Annotated in this window: 17 protein-coding genes and 1 tRNA gene; 13 read left to right on the top strand and 5 right to left on the bottom strand. The window is 62.1% G+C overall.

Annotated features, from left to right (window positions below):
- The first annotated feature begins 3 nt into the window (after positions 1 to 3).
- From AC5RVG_RS16790 to AC5RVG_RS16760, 7 genes are all read left to right on the top strand, one after another.
- Positions 4 to 2,301, top strand: coding sequence for a carbon starvation CstA family protein (locus AC5RVG_RS16790; protein ID WP_494002303.1), 2,298 nt, complete (start codon positions 4 to 6; stop codon positions 2,299 to 2,301).
- Complete coding sequence (locus AC5RVG_RS16785) at positions 2,301 to 2,507, top strand: YbdD/YjiX family protein (protein ID WP_494014752.1); 207 nt, start codon at positions 2,301 to 2,303, stop codon at positions 2,505 to 2,507. The genes AC5RVG_RS16790 and AC5RVG_RS16785 overlap by 1 nt, the downstream gene beginning before the upstream one ends.
- Before the next feature lie 52 nt (positions 2,508 to 2,559).
- Entirely contained in the window at positions 2,560 to 3,198 is a 639-nt protein-coding gene (locus tag AC5RVG_RS16780) for a bacterial proteasome activator family protein (RefSeq protein WP_494014751.1), read from the top strand.
- A 5-nt stretch (positions 3,199 to 3,203) separates the two neighbouring features.
- Positions 3,204 to 3,659, top strand: coding sequence for a hypothetical protein (locus AC5RVG_RS16775; RefSeq protein WP_494014750.1), 456 nt, complete (start codon positions 3,204 to 3,206; stop codon positions 3,657 to 3,659).
- A gap of 313 nt (positions 3,660 to 3,972) precedes the next feature.
- Complete coding sequence (locus AC5RVG_RS16770) at positions 3,973 to 4,179, top strand: helix-turn-helix transcriptional regulator (protein WP_494014749.1); 207 nt, start codon at positions 3,973 to 3,975, stop codon at positions 4,177 to 4,179.
- Positions 4,179 to 5,207: a tyrosine-type recombinase/integrase gene (locus AC5RVG_RS16765; RefSeq protein ID WP_494014748.1), complete on the top strand. Its 1,029-nt coding sequence runs from the start codon at positions 4,179 to 4,181 to the stop codon at positions 5,205 to 5,207. Before AC5RVG_RS16770 ends, AC5RVG_RS16765 begins: the two co-directional genes overlap by 1 nt.
- Complete coding sequence (locus AC5RVG_RS16760) at positions 5,089 to 5,430, top strand: tyrosine-type recombinase/integrase (protein ID WP_494014747.1); 342 nt, start codon at positions 5,089 to 5,091, stop codon at positions 5,428 to 5,430. The genes AC5RVG_RS16765 and AC5RVG_RS16760 overlap by 119 nt, the downstream gene beginning before the upstream one ends.
- A gap of 865 nt (positions 5,431 to 6,295) precedes the next feature.
- Here the strand turns inward: AC5RVG_RS16760 and AC5RVG_RS16755 are convergent.
- Both AC5RVG_RS16755 and AC5RVG_RS16750 read right to left on the bottom strand, forming a co-directional pair.
- Positions 6,296 to 8,401: a fibronectin type III domain-containing protein gene (locus tag AC5RVG_RS16755; RefSeq protein ID WP_494014746.1), complete on the bottom strand. Its 2,106-nt coding sequence runs from the start codon at positions 8,399 to 8,401 to the stop codon at positions 6,296 to 6,298.
- 199 nt (positions 8,402 to 8,600) lie between these two features.
- Complete coding sequence (locus tag AC5RVG_RS16750; RefSeq protein WP_494014745.1) at positions 8,601 to 9,059, bottom strand: hypothetical protein; 459 nt, start codon at positions 9,057 to 9,059, stop codon at positions 8,601 to 8,603.
- Between the two features lie 212 nt (positions 9,060 to 9,271).
- Here AC5RVG_RS16750 and AC5RVG_RS16745 point away from each other — a divergent pair, with 212 nt between their 5' ends.
- The 5 genes from AC5RVG_RS16745 (at position 9,272) to AC5RVG_RS16725 (ending at position 13,842) form a co-directional block, all read left to right on the top strand.
- Positions 9,272 to 9,538, top strand: a complete 267-nt coding sequence (locus AC5RVG_RS16745) for a hypothetical protein (protein ID WP_494014744.1) — start codon at positions 9,272 to 9,274, stop codon at positions 9,536 to 9,538.
- Positions 9,539 to 9,807: 269 nt separating this feature from the next.
- On the top strand, positions 9,808 to 11,214 hold the full coding sequence (locus AC5RVG_RS16740) for a hypothetical protein (protein WP_494014743.1): 1,407 nt from the start codon (positions 9,808 to 9,810) through the stop codon (positions 11,212 to 11,214).
- Positions 11,211 to 11,450: a hypothetical protein gene (locus AC5RVG_RS16735; protein ID WP_494014742.1), complete on the top strand. Its 240-nt coding sequence runs from the start codon at positions 11,211 to 11,213 to the stop codon at positions 11,448 to 11,450. Before AC5RVG_RS16740 ends, AC5RVG_RS16735 begins: the two co-directional genes overlap by 4 nt.
- Before the next feature lie 374 nt (positions 11,451 to 11,824).
- Positions 11,825 to 12,697, top strand: a complete 873-nt coding sequence (locus AC5RVG_RS16730) for a hypothetical protein (RefSeq protein ID WP_494014741.1) — start codon at positions 11,825 to 11,827, stop codon at positions 12,695 to 12,697.
- Between the two features lie 275 nt (positions 12,698 to 12,972).
- Positions 12,973 to 13,842: a hypothetical protein gene (locus AC5RVG_RS16725; protein ID WP_494014740.1), complete on the top strand. Its 870-nt coding sequence runs from the start codon at positions 12,973 to 12,975 to the stop codon at positions 13,840 to 13,842.
- A gap of 211 nt (positions 13,843 to 14,053) precedes the next feature.
- On the opposite strand, the gene AC5RVG_RS16720 is transcribed toward AC5RVG_RS16725, so the two are convergent.
- Positions 14,054 to 14,224 carry a hypothetical protein gene (locus AC5RVG_RS16720; RefSeq protein WP_494014739.1) on the bottom strand — a complete coding sequence of 57 codons (171 nt, stop codon included), beginning with the start codon at positions 14,222 to 14,224 and terminating at the stop codon, positions 14,054 to 14,056.
- 75 nt (positions 14,225 to 14,299) lie between these two features.
- Between AC5RVG_RS16720 and AC5RVG_RS16715 the strand changes: the two genes are divergently transcribed.
- Entirely contained in the window at positions 14,300 to 14,458 is a 159-nt protein-coding gene (locus AC5RVG_RS16715) for a type II toxin-antitoxin system Phd/YefM family antitoxin (protein ID WP_494014738.1), read from the top strand.
- A 120-nt stretch (positions 14,459 to 14,578) separates the two neighbouring features.
- Here the strand turns inward: AC5RVG_RS16715 and AC5RVG_RS16710 are convergent.
- Both AC5RVG_RS16710 and AC5RVG_RS16705 read right to left on the bottom strand, forming a co-directional pair.
- Positions 14,579 to 14,654: transfer RNA gene (locus AC5RVG_RS16710), tRNA-Thr, on the bottom strand.
- Positions 14,655 to 14,744: 90 nt separating this feature from the next.
- Positions 14,745 to 16,298: an alpha/beta hydrolase gene (locus tag AC5RVG_RS16705; protein WP_494014737.1), complete on the bottom strand. Its 1,554-nt coding sequence runs from the start codon at positions 16,296 to 16,298 to the stop codon at positions 14,745 to 14,747.
- Positions 16,299 to 16,316: the final 18 nt, after the last annotated feature.

Raw genomic sequence — 16,316 nt, 5'->3', positions numbered from 1 at the left:
ATCATGAGCGAGAAATTCAGCGGACCCCGGCCCGGGCAACCCGAAAGGAATGGTCCCGGATCCGACGTCCTGGTGCAGGATCCCACCCTCCCGCCGGTAGCGCTGGATCCGGCCGCGGACGCCGAGGCCCACAGGTGGACCCCGACCAAGATCGTGATCTGGGTGGCCATTGCCCTGCTCGGGGCCGTGAGTTGGAGCATTCTCGCGTTTTCGCGGGGCGAAACGATTAACGCAATCTGGTTCGTCTTCGCGGCCGTCTGCACGTATTTCATCGCCTACCGGTTCTACTCCAAGTTCATCGAGAACAAGCTCACCCGCCCCAACGACCTGAGGGCGACGCCGGCGGAGTACAACGCGGACGGCAAGGACTTCGTCGCAACGGACCGCCGCGTGCTTTACGGCCACCACTTCGCCGCCATCGCGGGCGCCGGTCCGCTGGTCGGACCTATCCTCGCGGCGCAGATGGGTTACCTGCCGGGCACCCTGTGGATCATCGTGGGCGTGATCCTGGCCGGGGCGGTGCAGGACTACCTCGTGCTGTTCTTCTCCATGCGCCGGGGCGGCCGTTCCCTGGGCCAGATGGCCCGCGAGGAACTCGGCGTTATCGGCGGCACCGCGGCCCTGATCGCCACGCTGACCATCATGATCATCATCGTGGCGATCCTGGCCCTGGTCGTGGTAAACGCCTTGGGCGAGTCGCCCTGGGGTGTCTTTTCGGTGGCGATGACCATCCCCATTGCGATCTTCATGGGCATCTACCTGCGTTTCCTCCGGCCGGGCAAGGTCAGCGAGGTCTCCCTCATCGGCTTCGTGCTGCTGATCGCCGCCATCATCGGCGGCGGGATGATCGCGGACACCGAGTGGGGCGCGGCGGTCTTCACGCTGGACCGGACCACCATCGCCTGGGGCATCATCATCTACGGCTTCATCGCGGCGGTACTGCCGGTGTGGCTGCTGCTGGCCCCGCGCGACTACCTCTCCACGTTCATGAAGATCGGCACCATCCTGATGCTGGCGCTGGCCATCGTGCTGGTGCGCCCGGAGATCAACGTGCCGGCGTTCAGCGAGTTCGCCGGCCGCGACGACGCGCCCGTGGTGGCAGGTTCGCTGTTTCCCTTCCTCTTCGTCACCATTGCCTGCGGCGCACTCTCGGGATTCCACGCGCTGATCTCCTCCGGGACCACGCCGAAGATGGTGCAGAAGGAGAGGCAGACCCGCTTCATCGGCTACGGCGGAATGCTGATGGAGTCCTTCGTGGCCATCATGGCGCTGGTCGCGGCCATCTCGATTGACCGCGGCATCTACTTCGCAATGAACGCTTCCGCGGCGGCCACCGGCGGCACGGTGGAAGGCGCGGTCGCCTTCGTCAATGGCCTGGGCCTGGCCGGCGTCAACCTGACACCGGACATGCTCACCGACCTGGCCAGCAACGTCGGCGAGGAATCGGTGGTTTCGCGCACCGGCGGCGCGCCCACCCTCGCCGTCGGCCTCGCACACATCATGCAGGGACTGATCGGCGGCATCGGGATGATGGGCTTTTGGTACCACTTCGCCATCATGTTCGAGGCGCTGTTCATCCTCACCGCGGTCGACGCCGGAACCCGCGTGGCCCGCTTCATGCTGCAGGACACCGTCGGCAACGTCCTGCCGAAGTTCAAGAACATGTCATGGCGCCCCGGCGTCTGGATCTGCACGGCCATCATGGTGGCGGGCTGGGGCTACATCCTGATCCTGGGCGTCACCGATCCGCTGGGCGGCATTAACACGTTCTTCCCGCTCTTCGGCATCGCCAACCAGCTGCTGGCGGCCATCGCGCTCGCGGTCTGCCTGGCCATCGCGGCCAAGCGCGGGGCGTTCAAGTATCTGTGGATCATCGGGCTGCCGCTGGCCTTCGCCGCCGTGATCACCATCTGGGCCTCGATCCTGAAGATCTTCAGCTCGGATGTGAAGGTGGGCTACTGGGCAAACCACATCGCCCACCGCGAAGCCTTGGCTGCCGGCGAGACGAGCCTCGGAAACGCCGCCTCAGTGGCGGAAATGGAGGCGGTGGTCCGCAACACCGCGGTGCAGGGCACGCTGTCCATCGTGTTCGTGGTGCTGACCATCATCGTCATCGCCACCGCCCTCATCGCCACCTACAAGTCCTGGCGGCTGGGCGGGGAACCCTCGCACGAGGACCCCGCGGTGGTCTCCGCCATCTACGCGCCGGCCGGCCTCCTGGCCAGCCGGCCGGAGAAGGAACTGGAAAGGCAATGGAACGAACTGCCGGCCGACACCGGGCGGGCCAAGGCGGGCCACTGATGTCCGGCGTCATCTGGCCCCGCGCCCGGAGCGGCTGGCAGAGGTTCGCCTGGTTCTTCCAAGGGGTGATGGGCGAGCACGCCTACCAGGACTATCTTCGGCACCACCGGCGGGCACATCCCGGCACGGAGCCGATGAGCGAGCGCGAGTTCTGGCGGGACAAGACGGACCGGCAGGAGAACAACCCGCAGGGACGCTGCTGCTGACCGGGGTCGGATATGCTCTGCGCCCGCTGTCCGTCTCTGGCAAGATGAAAACATGAGCGAAGAGCAGACGCCGCAGCCGGCAGAACCGGTCATCCTCCCCGCGCTGCCCAGCGGCCACAGCCCGGCCGGCGGAGAGCCCTCGAGCCCGGGGCCCGGTCCCGCCGCGCGGCGGCCAGGCCGCGGCAATTCGGCGCTGGCCGACCTGGTCGATGAACCGGCGAAGGTTATGCGGATCGGCACGATGGTCCGCCAACTGCTCGAGGAAGTGCGCAGCGCCCCGCTCGACGACGCAGCCCGGGTCCGCCTGGCCGAAATCCATGAGCGGTCCGTCAAGGAGCTGGAGGACGGGTTGGCACCGGAGCTGATCGAGGAACTGCACCGGATCAACCTGCCGTTCACCGACGATTCCACGCCGTCGGACGCCGAGCTGCGCATCGCCCAGGCGCAGCTGGTCGGCTGGCTGGAGGGCCTCTTCCACGGCATCCAGACCGCCATCGCGGCCCAGCAGGCCCTCAACCAGCAGATGGCGGCCCGCATGCAAATGCGCCAGCTGCCGCCCGGCACCATGATCGCGCCCGGCGTCGTGATTGGCGACGACGGTGAACCGCGACGGGCCACCGGAGCCGAGGGGGAGAACGCCGGCTCGGTGCAGGGCGGCGAACGGCACGCCGGACCCGGACAGTACCTGTAGGGCCGGTGGCGCTCTTCGGTGCCGCCCGGCAGGCCCGCCGGGAGGATAAAGAACTCGGCAAGGGCATTTGGCGCCGCGCGCACGACCGCTTCCGGCGCGCCCTGGAGCGCTACCACCAGGTCCTCGAGGGTGTGGAGGACGACGGCCTCTACGGCGAGCTGCTGCCGGTAGCCGACCAGCTCGCCGGCCTCCTGCCACGGGTGCGCAGCTGCTGCACGACCGCCCAGTCGCTGCATCCCACCGACGGACTGGATATTCCCGGCGGCGTGCTGGCAGATGTCCACCGCAGCCTTTCCAGGGCAGGCAACTCCCTGGCGGCGGCCGCACAGGCCGCGGCGATGGTCAGGCTCGGCGGCAGCCAAGGCTACGAAGCCGGCGTCGAGAACGTGCGCCGGCGCGCCGCCGTCGTGCTCGCGGACCTGGCCGATGCCGAGCGCCTGCTGGCCGGCCTGAAACACTGACCCACAGCCTGCCTACGCGGCGGAAGCCGGGAAACAAAAAAGCCCTCCGCCGGCTGCCTGCCGTGCGGAGAGCTTCGATGGAGCCCCCTGCCAGAATCGAACTGGCGACCTTTTCTCAACAGGTAAGGGGTTACCGGCCAGTACCGTTGCTTACCGAAAAACCCTCTTTCCGCAGAATCTAGGGGATTTTCGCCCCAGCACTCTTACCGGGAGTTACCGGGAGTTACCAGTCAAAACGTGTCGCAAAGCGTGTCATGACGAGTTCAACCGAAAGCGCAATACCCGTTTTGGATCCGGCTGCATAGAAGCGGTCATGCAGGAAAACACATCACAAGAGCCCACCACTTGGATGACCCGCAAGGAAGCTGCCGAGCAGCTCCAGTTGAGCACCCAGACCCTCGCCAACTGGCATTCACGGGGAGTGGGCCCCATCGCCTACCGCCCCAACCGCGGGCGAGTCCTGTACCGCCGGGCAGACGTCGACGCATGGGTCACCGCCCGGGACCGGAGCGCAGCCTAATGGGGCGGGCAAAAACACCTGCCTGGTCCCCTCAGGCGATTACTGCTGTCCGCGAGGCCGAGGGCGTTTGGGTTGCCCGGGCCCGTTACCGCAACGACGAGGGGAAGCTGAGGGAGGTCAAACGGAAGTATCGGACAAAGGGCGGCGCCGAGCAGGCGGTCCGCGCTGCGATCAAGCAGGCCGAAAAAGACGCGCACAGCGCGGCAGACAAGGTGAAAACTGGGCTGACCGTGGACGCCCTGGTCCATGCCTGGCTGGAAAACAACAGGCCGGCACCAGAGCACATCGATCCGCACAGCCAGTCGGGCTCCTCGCCGACAGAGGGGCTGCGCCCTCAGACGTGGAGAAAGTACGACAAGAACCTCCGGCATCACATCCTGCCGCTGCTGGGCGCCGTCTCTGTTGCGGACCTTTCAACCCCGATGTGTGAAGAAGCCATCCACAGCCTCTACGACAAGGTGGCGGGGAAAGGATTCCGGACCGCAGATCTCGCCAAGGGGATATTCCAGCAGGTGCTTGATTACGCAGTGCGCCAGGGTTACCGGAACGACAACCCGGTCAAGTCGGTTTCGCGTGTGCCGCAGAAACGCCGGCGGCCGGCAGCTATGGATCCGGCAACGGTAGCGGCCGTTCACCGTGCTGTCGAGCAACGCCAGGTCGAGCCAGGGGTTGGCGGACCGAAGCCTACCAGTCGGACGGGGGACATTGTTACGTTGTTGGCAGCCACGGGGATGCGGATCGGGGAGGCGCTGGCTGTCCGCTGGGAGGACGTCGCTTTTTTGGACGGCATGGTGACGGTGACGGTGAGCGGAACGCTCGTGGAGGATACGAGCTTTCTTCCGCCAGGAATTCGGCAAGTCGGCAAACGCAGAGCGGACCTTCCAGCTGACCGAGCACTGGGTGACGGGAATGCTGCTGCGCCGCTGGGCAAACGCCCTGGCAACCCCGACGGGGGCGGTGTTCGCAACCCGCAACGGAACGTTCGTGCGGCCGTCCAACTTTCGCAAAAACCTCGCCCGGGCACTTAACGCGGCGGGGATCACCGAAAAGATCACCCCGCACCTCTTCCGCAAAACCGTGGCTACGCAGCTGGCCGAGCATTTTGACGCCAAATCCGCTTCGCTGCAGCTGGGTCATGCCTCGGAGGCTACGACCGCGAAGTGGTACATCGCTCGCGCAGCCCTGGTCCCGGACTACTCAGCAGGGCTGGCCCGGATGGCGCCGCACAGAACCGCAGAGGAGTTGGCATGAAGCCGACGTCGGAGTCGAGCACTTCGAAACCCCGCCCGGTGCTGATGCCGCCGCCCAGATGTCGGCAGCCAGTCCTGTGAGCGGTAAGGCCGATTATGTGAGGGTGATGGCACCATTCAGGGCTTCGTAGGCGAGCGGATACTTGTAATGGGGAGTTTGATGTCGGAGGTGCGCGCACGGACTAGAGGTATTGATTTCGCCCTTCGCGTCGGAGTCGACTGCTTGTAGGACTTGCCCAAGGCGAGGTTGCCGGGCCACAGGTCGGTGTTGTATCTGATATAGGGAATGCCGCGGGCGGAAGGCCTGAGTTTCCCGACCTCGCGCTTGTTATCGACCTAAGTGGACTTGGCGTAGGAGATGCTGGCCTCGGCGGGCAAGAGGCATCGGCAATGTGGAACTGATCCACAGCTTCGTCCAGGGTGATAACCGAATAGTTCAGTTCTTCTGAAGCGGTGCGGTAAGCGCGAAAACCCCGTGTGGGGGCACATCCTTTGCGTAGTTCACTGAGGATGTAGGCGCGGGATTCATCATCGATCTCCTTGGCGACAGCCACGGACGTACGGGAGCTTCGAGCGGCCGAAGCGACTGCCAAGCTGTATAGGCCCCGAGCCGAGGAGCGGGGCAGTGTGACGATCACAGTCGTGGATGTCTTCTTGAAGGACAACGCTTTGCCCGCAAAGCTGACCTTGGTGACCTCGCCAAACCTTGCGTCACGGTGACTCGGCGGGTTACGGCCGCTAGTTCAAGAGGGAAGAAAAATTTTCTTGCACTTTTCGTCTTCCCCTCACATAAGTAAAAAATGGTTGGGTCCAAACCTTTGCTCTGGACCCAACCTGTTGATTCTATTTCTTCGTTCTCACCTATTTTACACGGGCACCTGATTCGGGCAGGGCATTAGACCGCCCATTCCGTTGCTGGCCCAGCAGACGCCGTTAGAACCGCCATCGGGGAAAAGGATAACACCCCCACCTCTTCCACCATCGCGCTTAGGTAGCGGGTACGTCTTCACAGTTTTACGAACAGCGGAAGATGATTTCTTATGCTTCCCGTCAGCAGATTTAGCGTTCGCTTTCACGTACACCGTGTAGCTGGTGTTCGGCTTCAGCCTCGTGAAAACCACATCGGTGCCGACTGTGGTGTGAGTCTTAACAGTTTTAGCTCCCTGTTTCAGAGTCAAGGTGTAGCCGGTGATTTTGCCGGTAACAGCAGGCTTCTTCCAAGAAACCTCCATATTCCCGTTACCGGCTGCTGCTTTTAAAGATTTCGGCGCAGCCACTTTCACAGGTAACACAGCCGTCTTCACTGTTTTACTCGCTGTTGAAGACGACTTCTTCAATTTGCCGTTCAAAGAGCTAGCATTAGCTTTAACCTGCACGGTGTAACTGGTGTTATCTTTCAATCCGGTGAAAGTTTGTGAAGTCTTCGTAGTGGTGTAGGTTTTCACAGTTTTGCTGCCTTGCTTCAATGTTACAGTGTAGCTTGTGAGCTTTCCGGTAACAGCAGGCTTGCCCCATGAAGCAGTGACACTTCCAGTTGAAGAGGAAGCTTTCACTGAAGATGGTGCGCTTACAGCCACCTTCCAAGGATTGATGGTAGTCATTTGCTTGTACCCAGCAGCGGAAGACTTCTTATACTTTCCGTTAGCGGAAACTGCGTTAGCTTTCACATAGACCGTGTAAGTGAGACCTTCCTTCAATCTCTTGAAAGTCATTGCGGTGTTGGTGGTCGTGAAAGTTGTGGTGTTCTTATTTTCGTACCGTCCCTGAGCATATGTGCCTTCCTGCAAAGTCACAGTGTAATTGACAATCTTGCCGGTCACAGCCGGTTTGCTCCAGGCCGCAGTTGCAGTGTTAACGGTAGTGGAAGTTTGCGTGATGACAGGTGCAGCTACCTTCACCTGAGAAGCAGCAGTAAAGCCTGTGCTCACATATTTACCGCTTGATTCCAGAGCTTTATGCTGACCGTCATCAGAAACAGATTCAACGAACACTGTCACATAGTAGCTAGTGTTTTCCTTCAAACCTGTAATCAGTTGTGAGGTAGCATTCGGGCTGATGCCGTTGATGGTTTTAACAACCTTGCCGCGCTCTTCAACTGTTACTCGATAACCGGTGATTGTCCCGTCAGTTGCAGGCTTCTTCCACACCATTGTGAGCCGGTCCCCGAGGACATTAGCAGGTGATGCTGAGAAATTGTAAATGTTCGCAGCAGGGTTCTTCAGAGTAGTGAATTTGACAACCTTCGGAGCGGAAGAAGCTTTCTTTCCGCTAGGAGAAACAGCGTTAGCGACTACCTCCGCAGTGTAAGTAGTGCTATGAGTCAAACCATCGTACTGAAACCACACACTACCAAAAACCCCACCCCCCGGCTGCATGCTAGCAGTTTTCACAACTTTGGTGCCTGTCTTGATGGTGACAGTGTAATCAACCAGTTTGCCAACATAAGCGGGCGCTGCCCAAGTCAAGTCGACAGTATTATTTGTAACCCCACCCGGATGCCGGGGGCTTCCAAGGAAACTCACTTCCGGGGTTTTCACTGATACCGTGTCAGCTTTCACAGTGGTGGTGAAACTAAGGGTTGCTGCGGGTGATTGAACGAGGTCGCTACCACCCCAGGCGTCAGCAGTAACTTCCGCAGTGTAGGCTGTGTTTTCAGTCAAATCTCTGAGAGAGAACGAAACAGTGTTGGAATTAGCGTTGAGACCAGTACTGAGAACAATGTTTCCGTTCTTCTTCAAAACCACACTATAGCCGTAACCTTCCCCGGCCAGTCCTGCTGGTTTGTTCCAAGTAAGCACAGCAGAGTCAAAGGACATTTCTGATGCTTGTAACGAGGTTGGAGCGTTTGGCGCTTGCGGCAGGACAGTAGCTGCGTAGGCCGGTGGAGCAGTGAAAGCTGTTGCGGCAACGCCGCCGCCAGAGCAAAGGACAGCAGCCGCTAAAACCAGCGGCATCCCTTTTCTGAAATTCATGTAGATTCCCTACTGTAGATGGAGTATTCGTGTGAGCCAGGTAGATAGAAGGCAGATTGTTGTATCCTAACGCAGCGCTGTGGCGTGTTAAGGCGATCATGGCCTAGGGCCTGGGCCTCAGTCTGGCTCCTTCGAGCCCACCCCAGAATCGCGGTCTATTCCAAGCTCGGCTGCCAGCGATGACAGTGATTGTGCAGATTCAGTGTGGATCCGGCGGGCGGACTAAATCCTCCAGCTCCAACTGATCGCTCTCGGGTTCTTCGCAGTCCATGCCTCCGTCATGGCCCGAAACGCATTGCATTACTCGAGACGCATCACCCGTCATAAGTTTCGTTTTCCAGCGCCGATTGCACGCTGCTACGACCGCGTTGTATTCGCAGGCCCGAATGGCCGCGATTGGAGTTTTGTAGTCCGTGCGGGGATTTGGTGAGAGGAGGAACCGCTGCGCTGCAGCACGCTCGTGATGCCCCTGTATGCACAGGAAGGCCTCCCAAGCGGTTTCCAGTCGCTGCCGCTCGTCGGCGTCCGGCGCAGCCAAACCCGTCGCCCAGCGGCGAACAACCCCCGGGTCATCCGGATGTCCCGCGATGCTGGCGACCATGAGTTCGGTCAGGGCGTCGACCATATCGCTAACGCCCTCTGGGATATCGGCTGTCATTTCAGATTTCCTTTTGCAAGCCAGCGGGCGTATGCCCAGCGGCTTAGCAGCATTCCCGTCACCCAGTCCTCGGTCAGCTGGAAGGTCCGCTCGGCGTTTGCCGACTTGCACGAAATGCCCGGTGGAATCGGCGTCGACTTTGCTCATTAAGCTCTTGCAGGATCCTGGCCGGCGCCGAGGTCGAGGATGCGCCCAGGGATCGGGCCCTGCGGGTGAAGGCCGGTGCTGCCCTGGACTACATCGGGGCGACCCGGGGCGACTTTCCGGCCGTCGACGCGCCGGCCGATCAGCAAAAGGCTTGGCTGGCCAGGCTGCGGGCCCAGTTGGGCCGGCGCGCCTTGACCGACGAGGCCGCGGAGGTCTTCCGTGCCGAGGCCGAGGCCCGCCTACTCTTCCGCGGGCACGGCGAACGGGCCGCCGCGAATGCTGCTGCCTGGCTCCTGCGCAGCCCCGAGGCTGCTACTGCTACCGCGGCCTGAACCACCGCTTTTGACCGCCGGGTCCAATAGAGTCCTGTCCGAAGCATGCGGTCGCTGGGCTCCTCCCCAAACAGCCGGACCTTTGCAGGTGTGAGGCGGCCCTCCGCCCAGCGAAGATCGACATCCTCAAGCTCCGACTTCAGTGGCAAGACATCGGCTGGCGCACCGCCCTGTCTAACCACCGTCAGCACTCGGCCGATTGTGCAGAGAAGCAGCCGCAACATATTGACTACGACTCGGGGCAACCCTTTCAGCGTTGGGGAAACACGATGAAGAAATTCCGCATGGGCGCCGCCATGGCAGCCCTCTCCGTACTCGCCGCGTGTCTGACGGCCGTACCCGCAGAGGCTGCCATCGCGCTGCCAGCCGGCTGCGTCAACCATGATAAAGATGCGACCAGCATTGACGAGGTTGGTCGCATGACCTGCAGGACCCTTCCTAACGGTGTCGACCTGAGCAGATTCACCGGCCTGTACCTCCTTGAGCTAGGGGAACTGGGCGGATCCGAGACGTATAACAATCAAAACACCACTTTGACCAGGCTGCCTACCCTGCCTGCGTCCCTCAAGTTCCTCGGTATTAACGCCTCAAAGCTCACGGACTTCAGCGGACTGAAAGCGGCTCCGAACCTTGAGGACCTGACGGTATTCAACGTGCCAGTGAAGGACCTGAAGGGCCTCGCTGCAGCCGTGCCCAACCTGCAGACACTCGAGCTCATGGACGACGGCTATCAGCAAGCAAACTTCCGGCCTCTGTCCGCGCTCAAAAAGCTCCAATACTTTTCGGTGATCTCGCAGGACAGCGGGTGGACCAAGCACACCGAGGGCTCCTGGGCCCCGGGCGGCTTCGCCCGGGACTTGGATGGCAATTGGGTCCTACCTGAGAACAAGACTGTGACCAACTCCGCTGGCAAGAAAGTCCCGACATACCAGTTCGACGCCGCCACTGGGCGCATCAAGTACAACATTGGAATGAGCGACGGACAAAGCATCGTGTCCGACAAGCTGCCCAAGTCGATGCCATCCGTCAAGGGTGTTTTCATGCTCATCTGGAACTCTGTAGACGTCGCGGGCCAAGCCGAATGGTTCCACAACCAGGGCAGAGCGATGAAGGTCACCGGAACACCAGCCGTCGGGAGCACGCTGAAGGTCACACATCCCTACGCCGACCTGTTCCAGTGGTACCGCAACGGCAGCGTAATCAAGGGCGCGACTAAAACCAGTTACAAGCTGGCCGCCGCCGACGTCAATTCGAAGATCACTGTTCGCGGCACAGACACGAAGCCGACCAAGAATCCCTACTACGCATCCCGGACCGTGCCTTATTCGCAGACCGTCACGGCAGCTTCCAGCGTCGGCCTGCCCTTCAGCAAGACTTACGCTCCCAAGGTGACCGGCAGCCTGATCCCCGGCAAGACCCTGAAGGCCGCGGTTAAGGGCTGGACACCGAAAGCCACCAAAGTCTCCTGGCAGTGGAAGCGTGACGGCAAGGCTATCAAGGGAGCGACGAAGTCCAGCTACAAACTGACTTCAGCAGACAAGGGGCGGAAGATCACCGTGACCGCCACGGGCAGTCGCAGCGGGTTCGGCACGGTGTCGAAGACCAGTCCCACGGTTTCAGTGCCGAAGTCCATGAAGAATACGAGGCGGCCGGAAGTACGCGGGACTCCCTCATGAGCTACACCGGTGGCGGTTTCAAGCTCACTGCCACGAAGGGCTCTTGGGCCGGCCCTGCGACCTCGTACAAGTACCAGTGGTACGTCAACGGCAAGGCCGTGCGCGGGGCCACGAAGTCCTCCTACAGGTTGGACCAAAAGGGCACCTACAAGGTCAAGGTCAAGGTGACAGCCAAGCGCTCCGGCTACGGCTCAGCAATTGCCCACTCATCCGAGACGACCTATCGGATCGGCTAACGCCGTGGCATTGGAGAGAGCGAGCCGGGAACGGGAAAGAACCGAATGCCCTGATGAAGCATCAGGTGGCGGCGCTGAACAGTGCTCTGCCATCTGCCCTCTGCAGCGGTGGCGGTTGAGGCCTTCTACCGCAGGGCGGCTACCGTCGCAGAGGCTCTGACTATGTCATCCTGTGCCGCAGCGCATCGGCACGAAGCCGCCGCCAAGTCACTCTCGTCGGGGCGAACTGGACGGTATCAATTGATCGCCTCGTGGTTCCGACGCGAACTCAAGAGCCAGGAGGAAGGCCCACTGCAAAGTTACACGTTTCACTACATTAAGCTCCACTCACAGACCAGCAGAAAGCGAAAAGCACCGAGATGCTCCGTAAGTCAATGAAAACCCTCCCCCTGGCGGCCGCAAGCGTTGCGCTTGTCCTTAGCGGCTGCGCTGGTTCCGGTGCCGAAGCCAAGGCCGACACCAAGTTCGAGAACGGCGCTCCCGTGGATCCACACGCGGGGAAGGGCGTTTTCGAGTTTCAGACCTCGCGCTACGGCGCCGAGGGAGAACTGACCGTCCGCATCCCCGAGGCTCTGATCAAGGCCGCCGGCGCGGACGCTGACAGGTTGCTCATCTCCGAGGTCAAGGCGAAGGCCCGGGATCTGAATTCGTCCAAATACTGCGCCGCCGACCTCGCCATTACCTACCGCGGAGCCGGACTCGATGAGCTGTCCAGGCCCGTACAGACCGAGGCGGAATACAACCAGGAGATCGACGGATACCGCCAGGAGGCAGCCGAAGACCTGAGGGGCTTCCTGCGGAGCGAGTTCGGAGTCGATTCCCTCGAGGAGTGGGCGGCTACCAAGCTCAAGGAAGGGGCGGATCCCGCATATGTGGATGCGTTCGTCGAAGATTACACGCCGTCGGATGCCGAGTATCGTCCATACGAACCGAAGAGTTCCTGGGGGCTACTCGATTCGGTGCCATCCGTCAACGAGCTCGATCTGGCCAACACCGAAGAGGGCTGGTACTTCTCCGATGACCATAAGACGCTGACCATCGTGCAGGGTTGCGCCCTCTCCCCTGTGTCTGATGAAGACACGGCCACCTTCGACTTCCAGGCCACCGGCGATGATGGCAAGGTCAACCAGCACGCGCCATTCGCCTCCTTCAGCTTCAACATCATGAAGGGCGGCGCGCTAAACGTCACGGAGGCCGAGGTCTACGACTACCAGCGCGATACGAACGGCAACTGGATCGGTGGCTGATTGCCCAGGCTGACGAGACCACGAAGACGCCGAGGTCATGCAGGAAGCTCGCCGCGATCCTCGCGGCGGACAGCCTGATTCTTGCCGGCGGCACCACCGCCGTCTCCGAGACCGCGGCCAACCCTAGCGCGGAAGAGACCGCCCGGTCATGCCGTTGCCCTCGACGAGAGCGCTAATGCCGCCGCGGCTGCAAAAGCGTCCGACCAAGAAATGTGACGCACCACCCACAGATGGGCTCTCCAGTCGGGAGTCCGTTGCAACTCTCAGGGGAACATTTGAAGAAGATTCTGGCACACGTTATTGCCCTCGCGGCAGTCTTTGGCATGGCAGGTTGCGCCGTTGTATCCGGTCCGGCCGAGGCGCAGTCCCAGTCCTCTGAACCATCCGCCGCACCGGTCGTAGACCCTTTGGACCGGCTGCCCAAAAATCCGCTCAATATGGTTGACAACGATGTTGAGATCATCAGCATCGAGCAGGCGGCCAAGGACCCGAAGTCGGCGTTCTACTACTTGTTTGAGCCCGGCGCAGATCAAGAGGGAGTCGACCTGGCCGGGGCAATCCGGACTGCTGCGCAGTTGCGCTGGGTGGGCTTCGAGCGCAACACGCTGATCGACGGGGCAACCGTAGAGGTGGCCGAGGGGCACATCAAGGACATTGAGCACTTCGTTGCCAAATCCTCGAAGAAGGCCTTCATGAAGCACGCCCGGAAAACACTCGATCACCTCAAAGCCGAGGAGGCCGGCAAGGCGCCGAAGCTGGCGGAGGGCGAGAGTCTCGCGTACTCGATCCACCCCGGTTTTGCGGCCCAGGGCGGGGAGGCCGATTACCCGGATTGGCCTGGGTACGAAGATGACGCTGTCTGGTTCCACATCAAGGCAGAGGATGCCTGGATCCCGGTCAAGCACGGTGCAAAGCCGGAGATGCAAGGGCCTTACTACCTCATCAGCCTCACCGATGCACCTCGGGAAAACGATCCCACGCACGCGGTGGTGCTGACTACCCAAGACGACAATACGGTGGAACTGGCTGATGGCCGGACCGGATCAATGGACATCCAGTCGCAGTACACCTTGGGGTTGGAAGACGGCCGCTGGAAGATTCAGGATTACTCCTGGGAAGTGGTCGGAGACATCCAGGTCAGGTAGCGGGCCAAGCGTCATTCTGGGGGGCTTCCTGTTTCGGTGCGCGGGGCCGCTCCTATTGAGACGATTCAGGGCGTTCCCCTACGCCCGCCTTGATCTCGGTGAACTCTTCCTGAGTGATCAAGTTCTGACGTAGGCGGCGACTACCGGGTACCTGGTACCTGGTACCCGGTAGTCGCCCGTCATGTGGTCCGGGAGCGTCGACGCCGAAGCCTCAAGGAAAGTTCTTTAGCGCTTGGATCAGCTCTTGCCGTGGAAATCCGTCGACGTATGCTCCCAGAATCAGCTCCCGGGGGGTGAGCTCAAATGCGGGATCTGCGCCGCGAAGGGTTGCAATGCGTGCCAGCAGATCGCTGGCCCGCTGTCGATCCATCTCTGCATCCATGACAAGACAGAGTAGCCATCCGCGCCCACAACTAGGGCAAGTGTCTGTCAGCGGCAACTGGAAGAGGGTGGATTCATGCACACCATCACAGTGACCAAGTTGGGGCGTCATGCCTGGCACTATCTCCGTCAGGCGACACGGGGCCGGAGCTTTCTCATCACTATGAAGGGGCAGCAAGCAGTCGTTTTGGTGCCTGCCCAGGAAACGGCGTTCCGGCACCGGAGGCGGCTATGAAGGCGATGGTCTTGCAAGCCGTTGCTGTGAAGCAGAACGACGGGACCCTCTTCGCGGCAGTCGAAGAGCTGGGTCTGATGGCGGTCTGCCAAAGAGGAGAACCCCGGAAATCCCCGGAAATGGAGCCCCCTGCCAGAATCGAACTGGCGACCTTTTCATTACGAGTGAAACGCTCTACCGACTGAGCTAAGGAGGCGGGGATTGTGACCGTTTCCGGGCCGAATCCACGAAGAACAACTATATGGGAGCCGTGCCGGGCCGGTCAAAACGACCGGCCCGCGTTGGCTCAGGAGCAGACGGTGCCCTCGGCCGGCATGGTGCCGTCGGCGAAGTAGCTGTCCACCGCATCACGGATGCAGGTGTTGCCGCGCCCGTACGCCGTGTGGCCTTCGCCCTCGTAGGTCAGCAGCGTGGCCGACGCCAGGTCTTCGGCCATGGATTCCGCCCACTCGTAGGGGGTGGCCGGGTCGCCGGTGGTGCCGATCACCAGCATCGGCGCGGCCCCCTCGGCGTGGATCGGGGCGCGTTCACCGGTGGGCTCGTACGGCCAGTTCTTGCAGTTCACCCCGCCGTAGGCCAGGTAGCGGCCGAGGGTGGGGGAGGCCTGCTCCAGTTCCTTGGCGTCCTCGCGCATGGCGGCCAAATCGGTCTCCATCGGATAGTCCAGGCAGTTGACCGCCATGAAGGCGAACGTGCCGTTGCTGGTGTAGCGGCCGTCGGGGGCGCGTCCGGCGCTGCTGTCTGCGAACGACAGCACGGTGCTGGGATCGCCCTGGAATGCATGCGTTAGCGCCTGCGTGAGACGCGGCCAGCTGGCGTCGTCATACAGCGGCACCAGCAGGCCGGAGACAAAGGTGCCGACCGGGACCAGCCGGCCGTCCGACGCGGTGAGCGGGCTCTCCTCGACGGAGCGGATCAGGTCGCGCAGCTGGGCCACGGCGTCGTCCACGCCGCCGCTCATCGGGCAGCCGGCATTCTCCAGGCAAAACTCCGCGTAGGCGTGGATGGTGTCCTCGAAGGCGGCCGCCTGGCCCAGCGTGATCTGCTCGTTGCTCAGCGAGGGATCCAGCGCACCGTCCAGCACCATTCGCCCGGTCCGCTCCGGGAACAGCCCCGCGTAGGTGGCACCCAGGAACGTGCCGTAGGAGAAGCCCAAGTAGTTCAGCTTTTCGTCGCCGACGACGGCCCGGATGATGTCCATGTCCTTGGCGGCGCTGACCGTGTCCACGTGGCCCAGGACCTCGCCGGTCTTCTCCGCGCACTGGGCGGCGAGCTCGGCCGCATCGTCGATCGCCCGCTGGAGGTCCTCGGCCGAGCCGCGGTCGTACTCCGTCTGCCGGGACTCGTCGCGTTCGGCGTCGGTCTGGCAGGTCACCGGCGCCGAGCGTTGCACGCCCCGCGGATCGAAGCCGACCAGGTCGTACTCGCTCCGCAGCTGCTCGGAAAACATCGTCTGGAGGCCGTCGCGCAGCAGGTCGTAGCCGGAGCCGCCGGGCCCGCCCGGATTGACCAGGATTGACCCCTGCGCCGAACCGCCGGCGTCGCTGCGGATGGCGGCGATCTGGATGCTTTCGCCGCCGGGGTCCGCGTAGTCCAGCGGCACGTCGACGTCCGCGCACTCCAATCCGCTCTCGCACGGCTGCCAGTCGACGTCCTGCGTGTAGTACGGCATCAGTTCTTCGGCCACCCCGTTGGTGACCTGCGCCGGGTCCGCGGCCTCGCGCTCCTGTTCCGGGGCGATCACGGAACAGCCGGTGCCCAGCAGGAGGACGACGGCGGCCAGCACCGCTGCTGGGGAACGGCGCGTTGAAGCGGGGTGCCTGGGGCGGGTGCGGGGCATGCGGGCGGCTCCTGGATA

The organism is Arthrobacter senegalensis (genome assembly GCF_059091765.1).
Note: the sequence above shows the minus strand (reverse complement) of the source record. Positions and strands in the feature narration are given on the sequence as shown.

Coding starts and splice junctions, on each gene's coding strand:
- AC5RVG_RS16750 (WP_494014745.1), bottom strand. CDS start 9,059: ATGACAGCCGATATCCCAGAGGGCGTTAGCGATATGGTCGACGCCCTG.
- AC5RVG_RS16720 (WP_494014739.1), bottom strand. CDS start 14,224: ATGGATGCAGAGATGGATCGACAGCGGGCCAGCGATCTGCTGGCACGC.
- AC5RVG_RS16705 (WP_494014737.1), bottom strand. CDS start 16,298: ATGCCCCGCACCCGCCCCAGGCACCCCGCTTCAACGCGCCGTTCCCCA.
- AC5RVG_RS16730 (WP_494014741.1), top strand. CDS start 11,825: ATGAAAACCCTCCCCCTGGCGGCCGCAAGCGTTGCGCTTGTCCTTAGC.
- AC5RVG_RS16715 (WP_494014738.1), top strand. CDS start 14,300: ATGCACACCATCACAGTGACCAAGTTGGGGCGTCATGCCTGGCACTAT.
- AC5RVG_RS16780 (WP_494014751.1), top strand. CDS start 2,560: ATGAGCGAAGAGCAGACGCCGCAGCCGGCAGAACCGGTCATCCTCCCC.
- AC5RVG_RS16755 (WP_494014746.1), bottom strand. CDS start 8,401: ATGAATTTCAGAAAAGGGATGCCGCTGGTTTTAGCGGCTGCTGTCCTT.
- AC5RVG_RS16785 (WP_494014752.1), top strand. CDS start 2,301: ATGTCCGGCGTCATCTGGCCCCGCGCCCGGAGCGGCTGGCAGAGGTTC.
- AC5RVG_RS16790 (WP_494002303.1), top strand. CDS start 4: ATGAGCGAGAAATTCAGCGGACCCCGGCCCGGGCAACCCGAAAGGAAT.
- AC5RVG_RS16765 (WP_494014748.1), top strand. CDS start 4,179: ATGGGGCGGGCAAAAACACCTGCCTGGTCCCCTCAGGCGATTACTGCT.
- AC5RVG_RS16770 (WP_494014749.1), top strand. CDS start 3,973: ATGCAGGAAAACACATCACAAGAGCCCACCACTTGGATGACCCGCAAG.
- AC5RVG_RS16735 (WP_494014742.1), top strand. CDS start 11,211: ATGAGCTACACCGGTGGCGGTTTCAAGCTCACTGCCACGAAGGGCTCT.
- AC5RVG_RS16760 (WP_494014747.1), top strand. CDS start 5,089: ATGCTGCTGCGCCGCTGGGCAAACGCCCTGGCAACCCCGACGGGGGCG.
- AC5RVG_RS16740 (WP_494014743.1), top strand. CDS start 9,808: ATGAAGAAATTCCGCATGGGCGCCGCCATGGCAGCCCTCTCCGTACTC.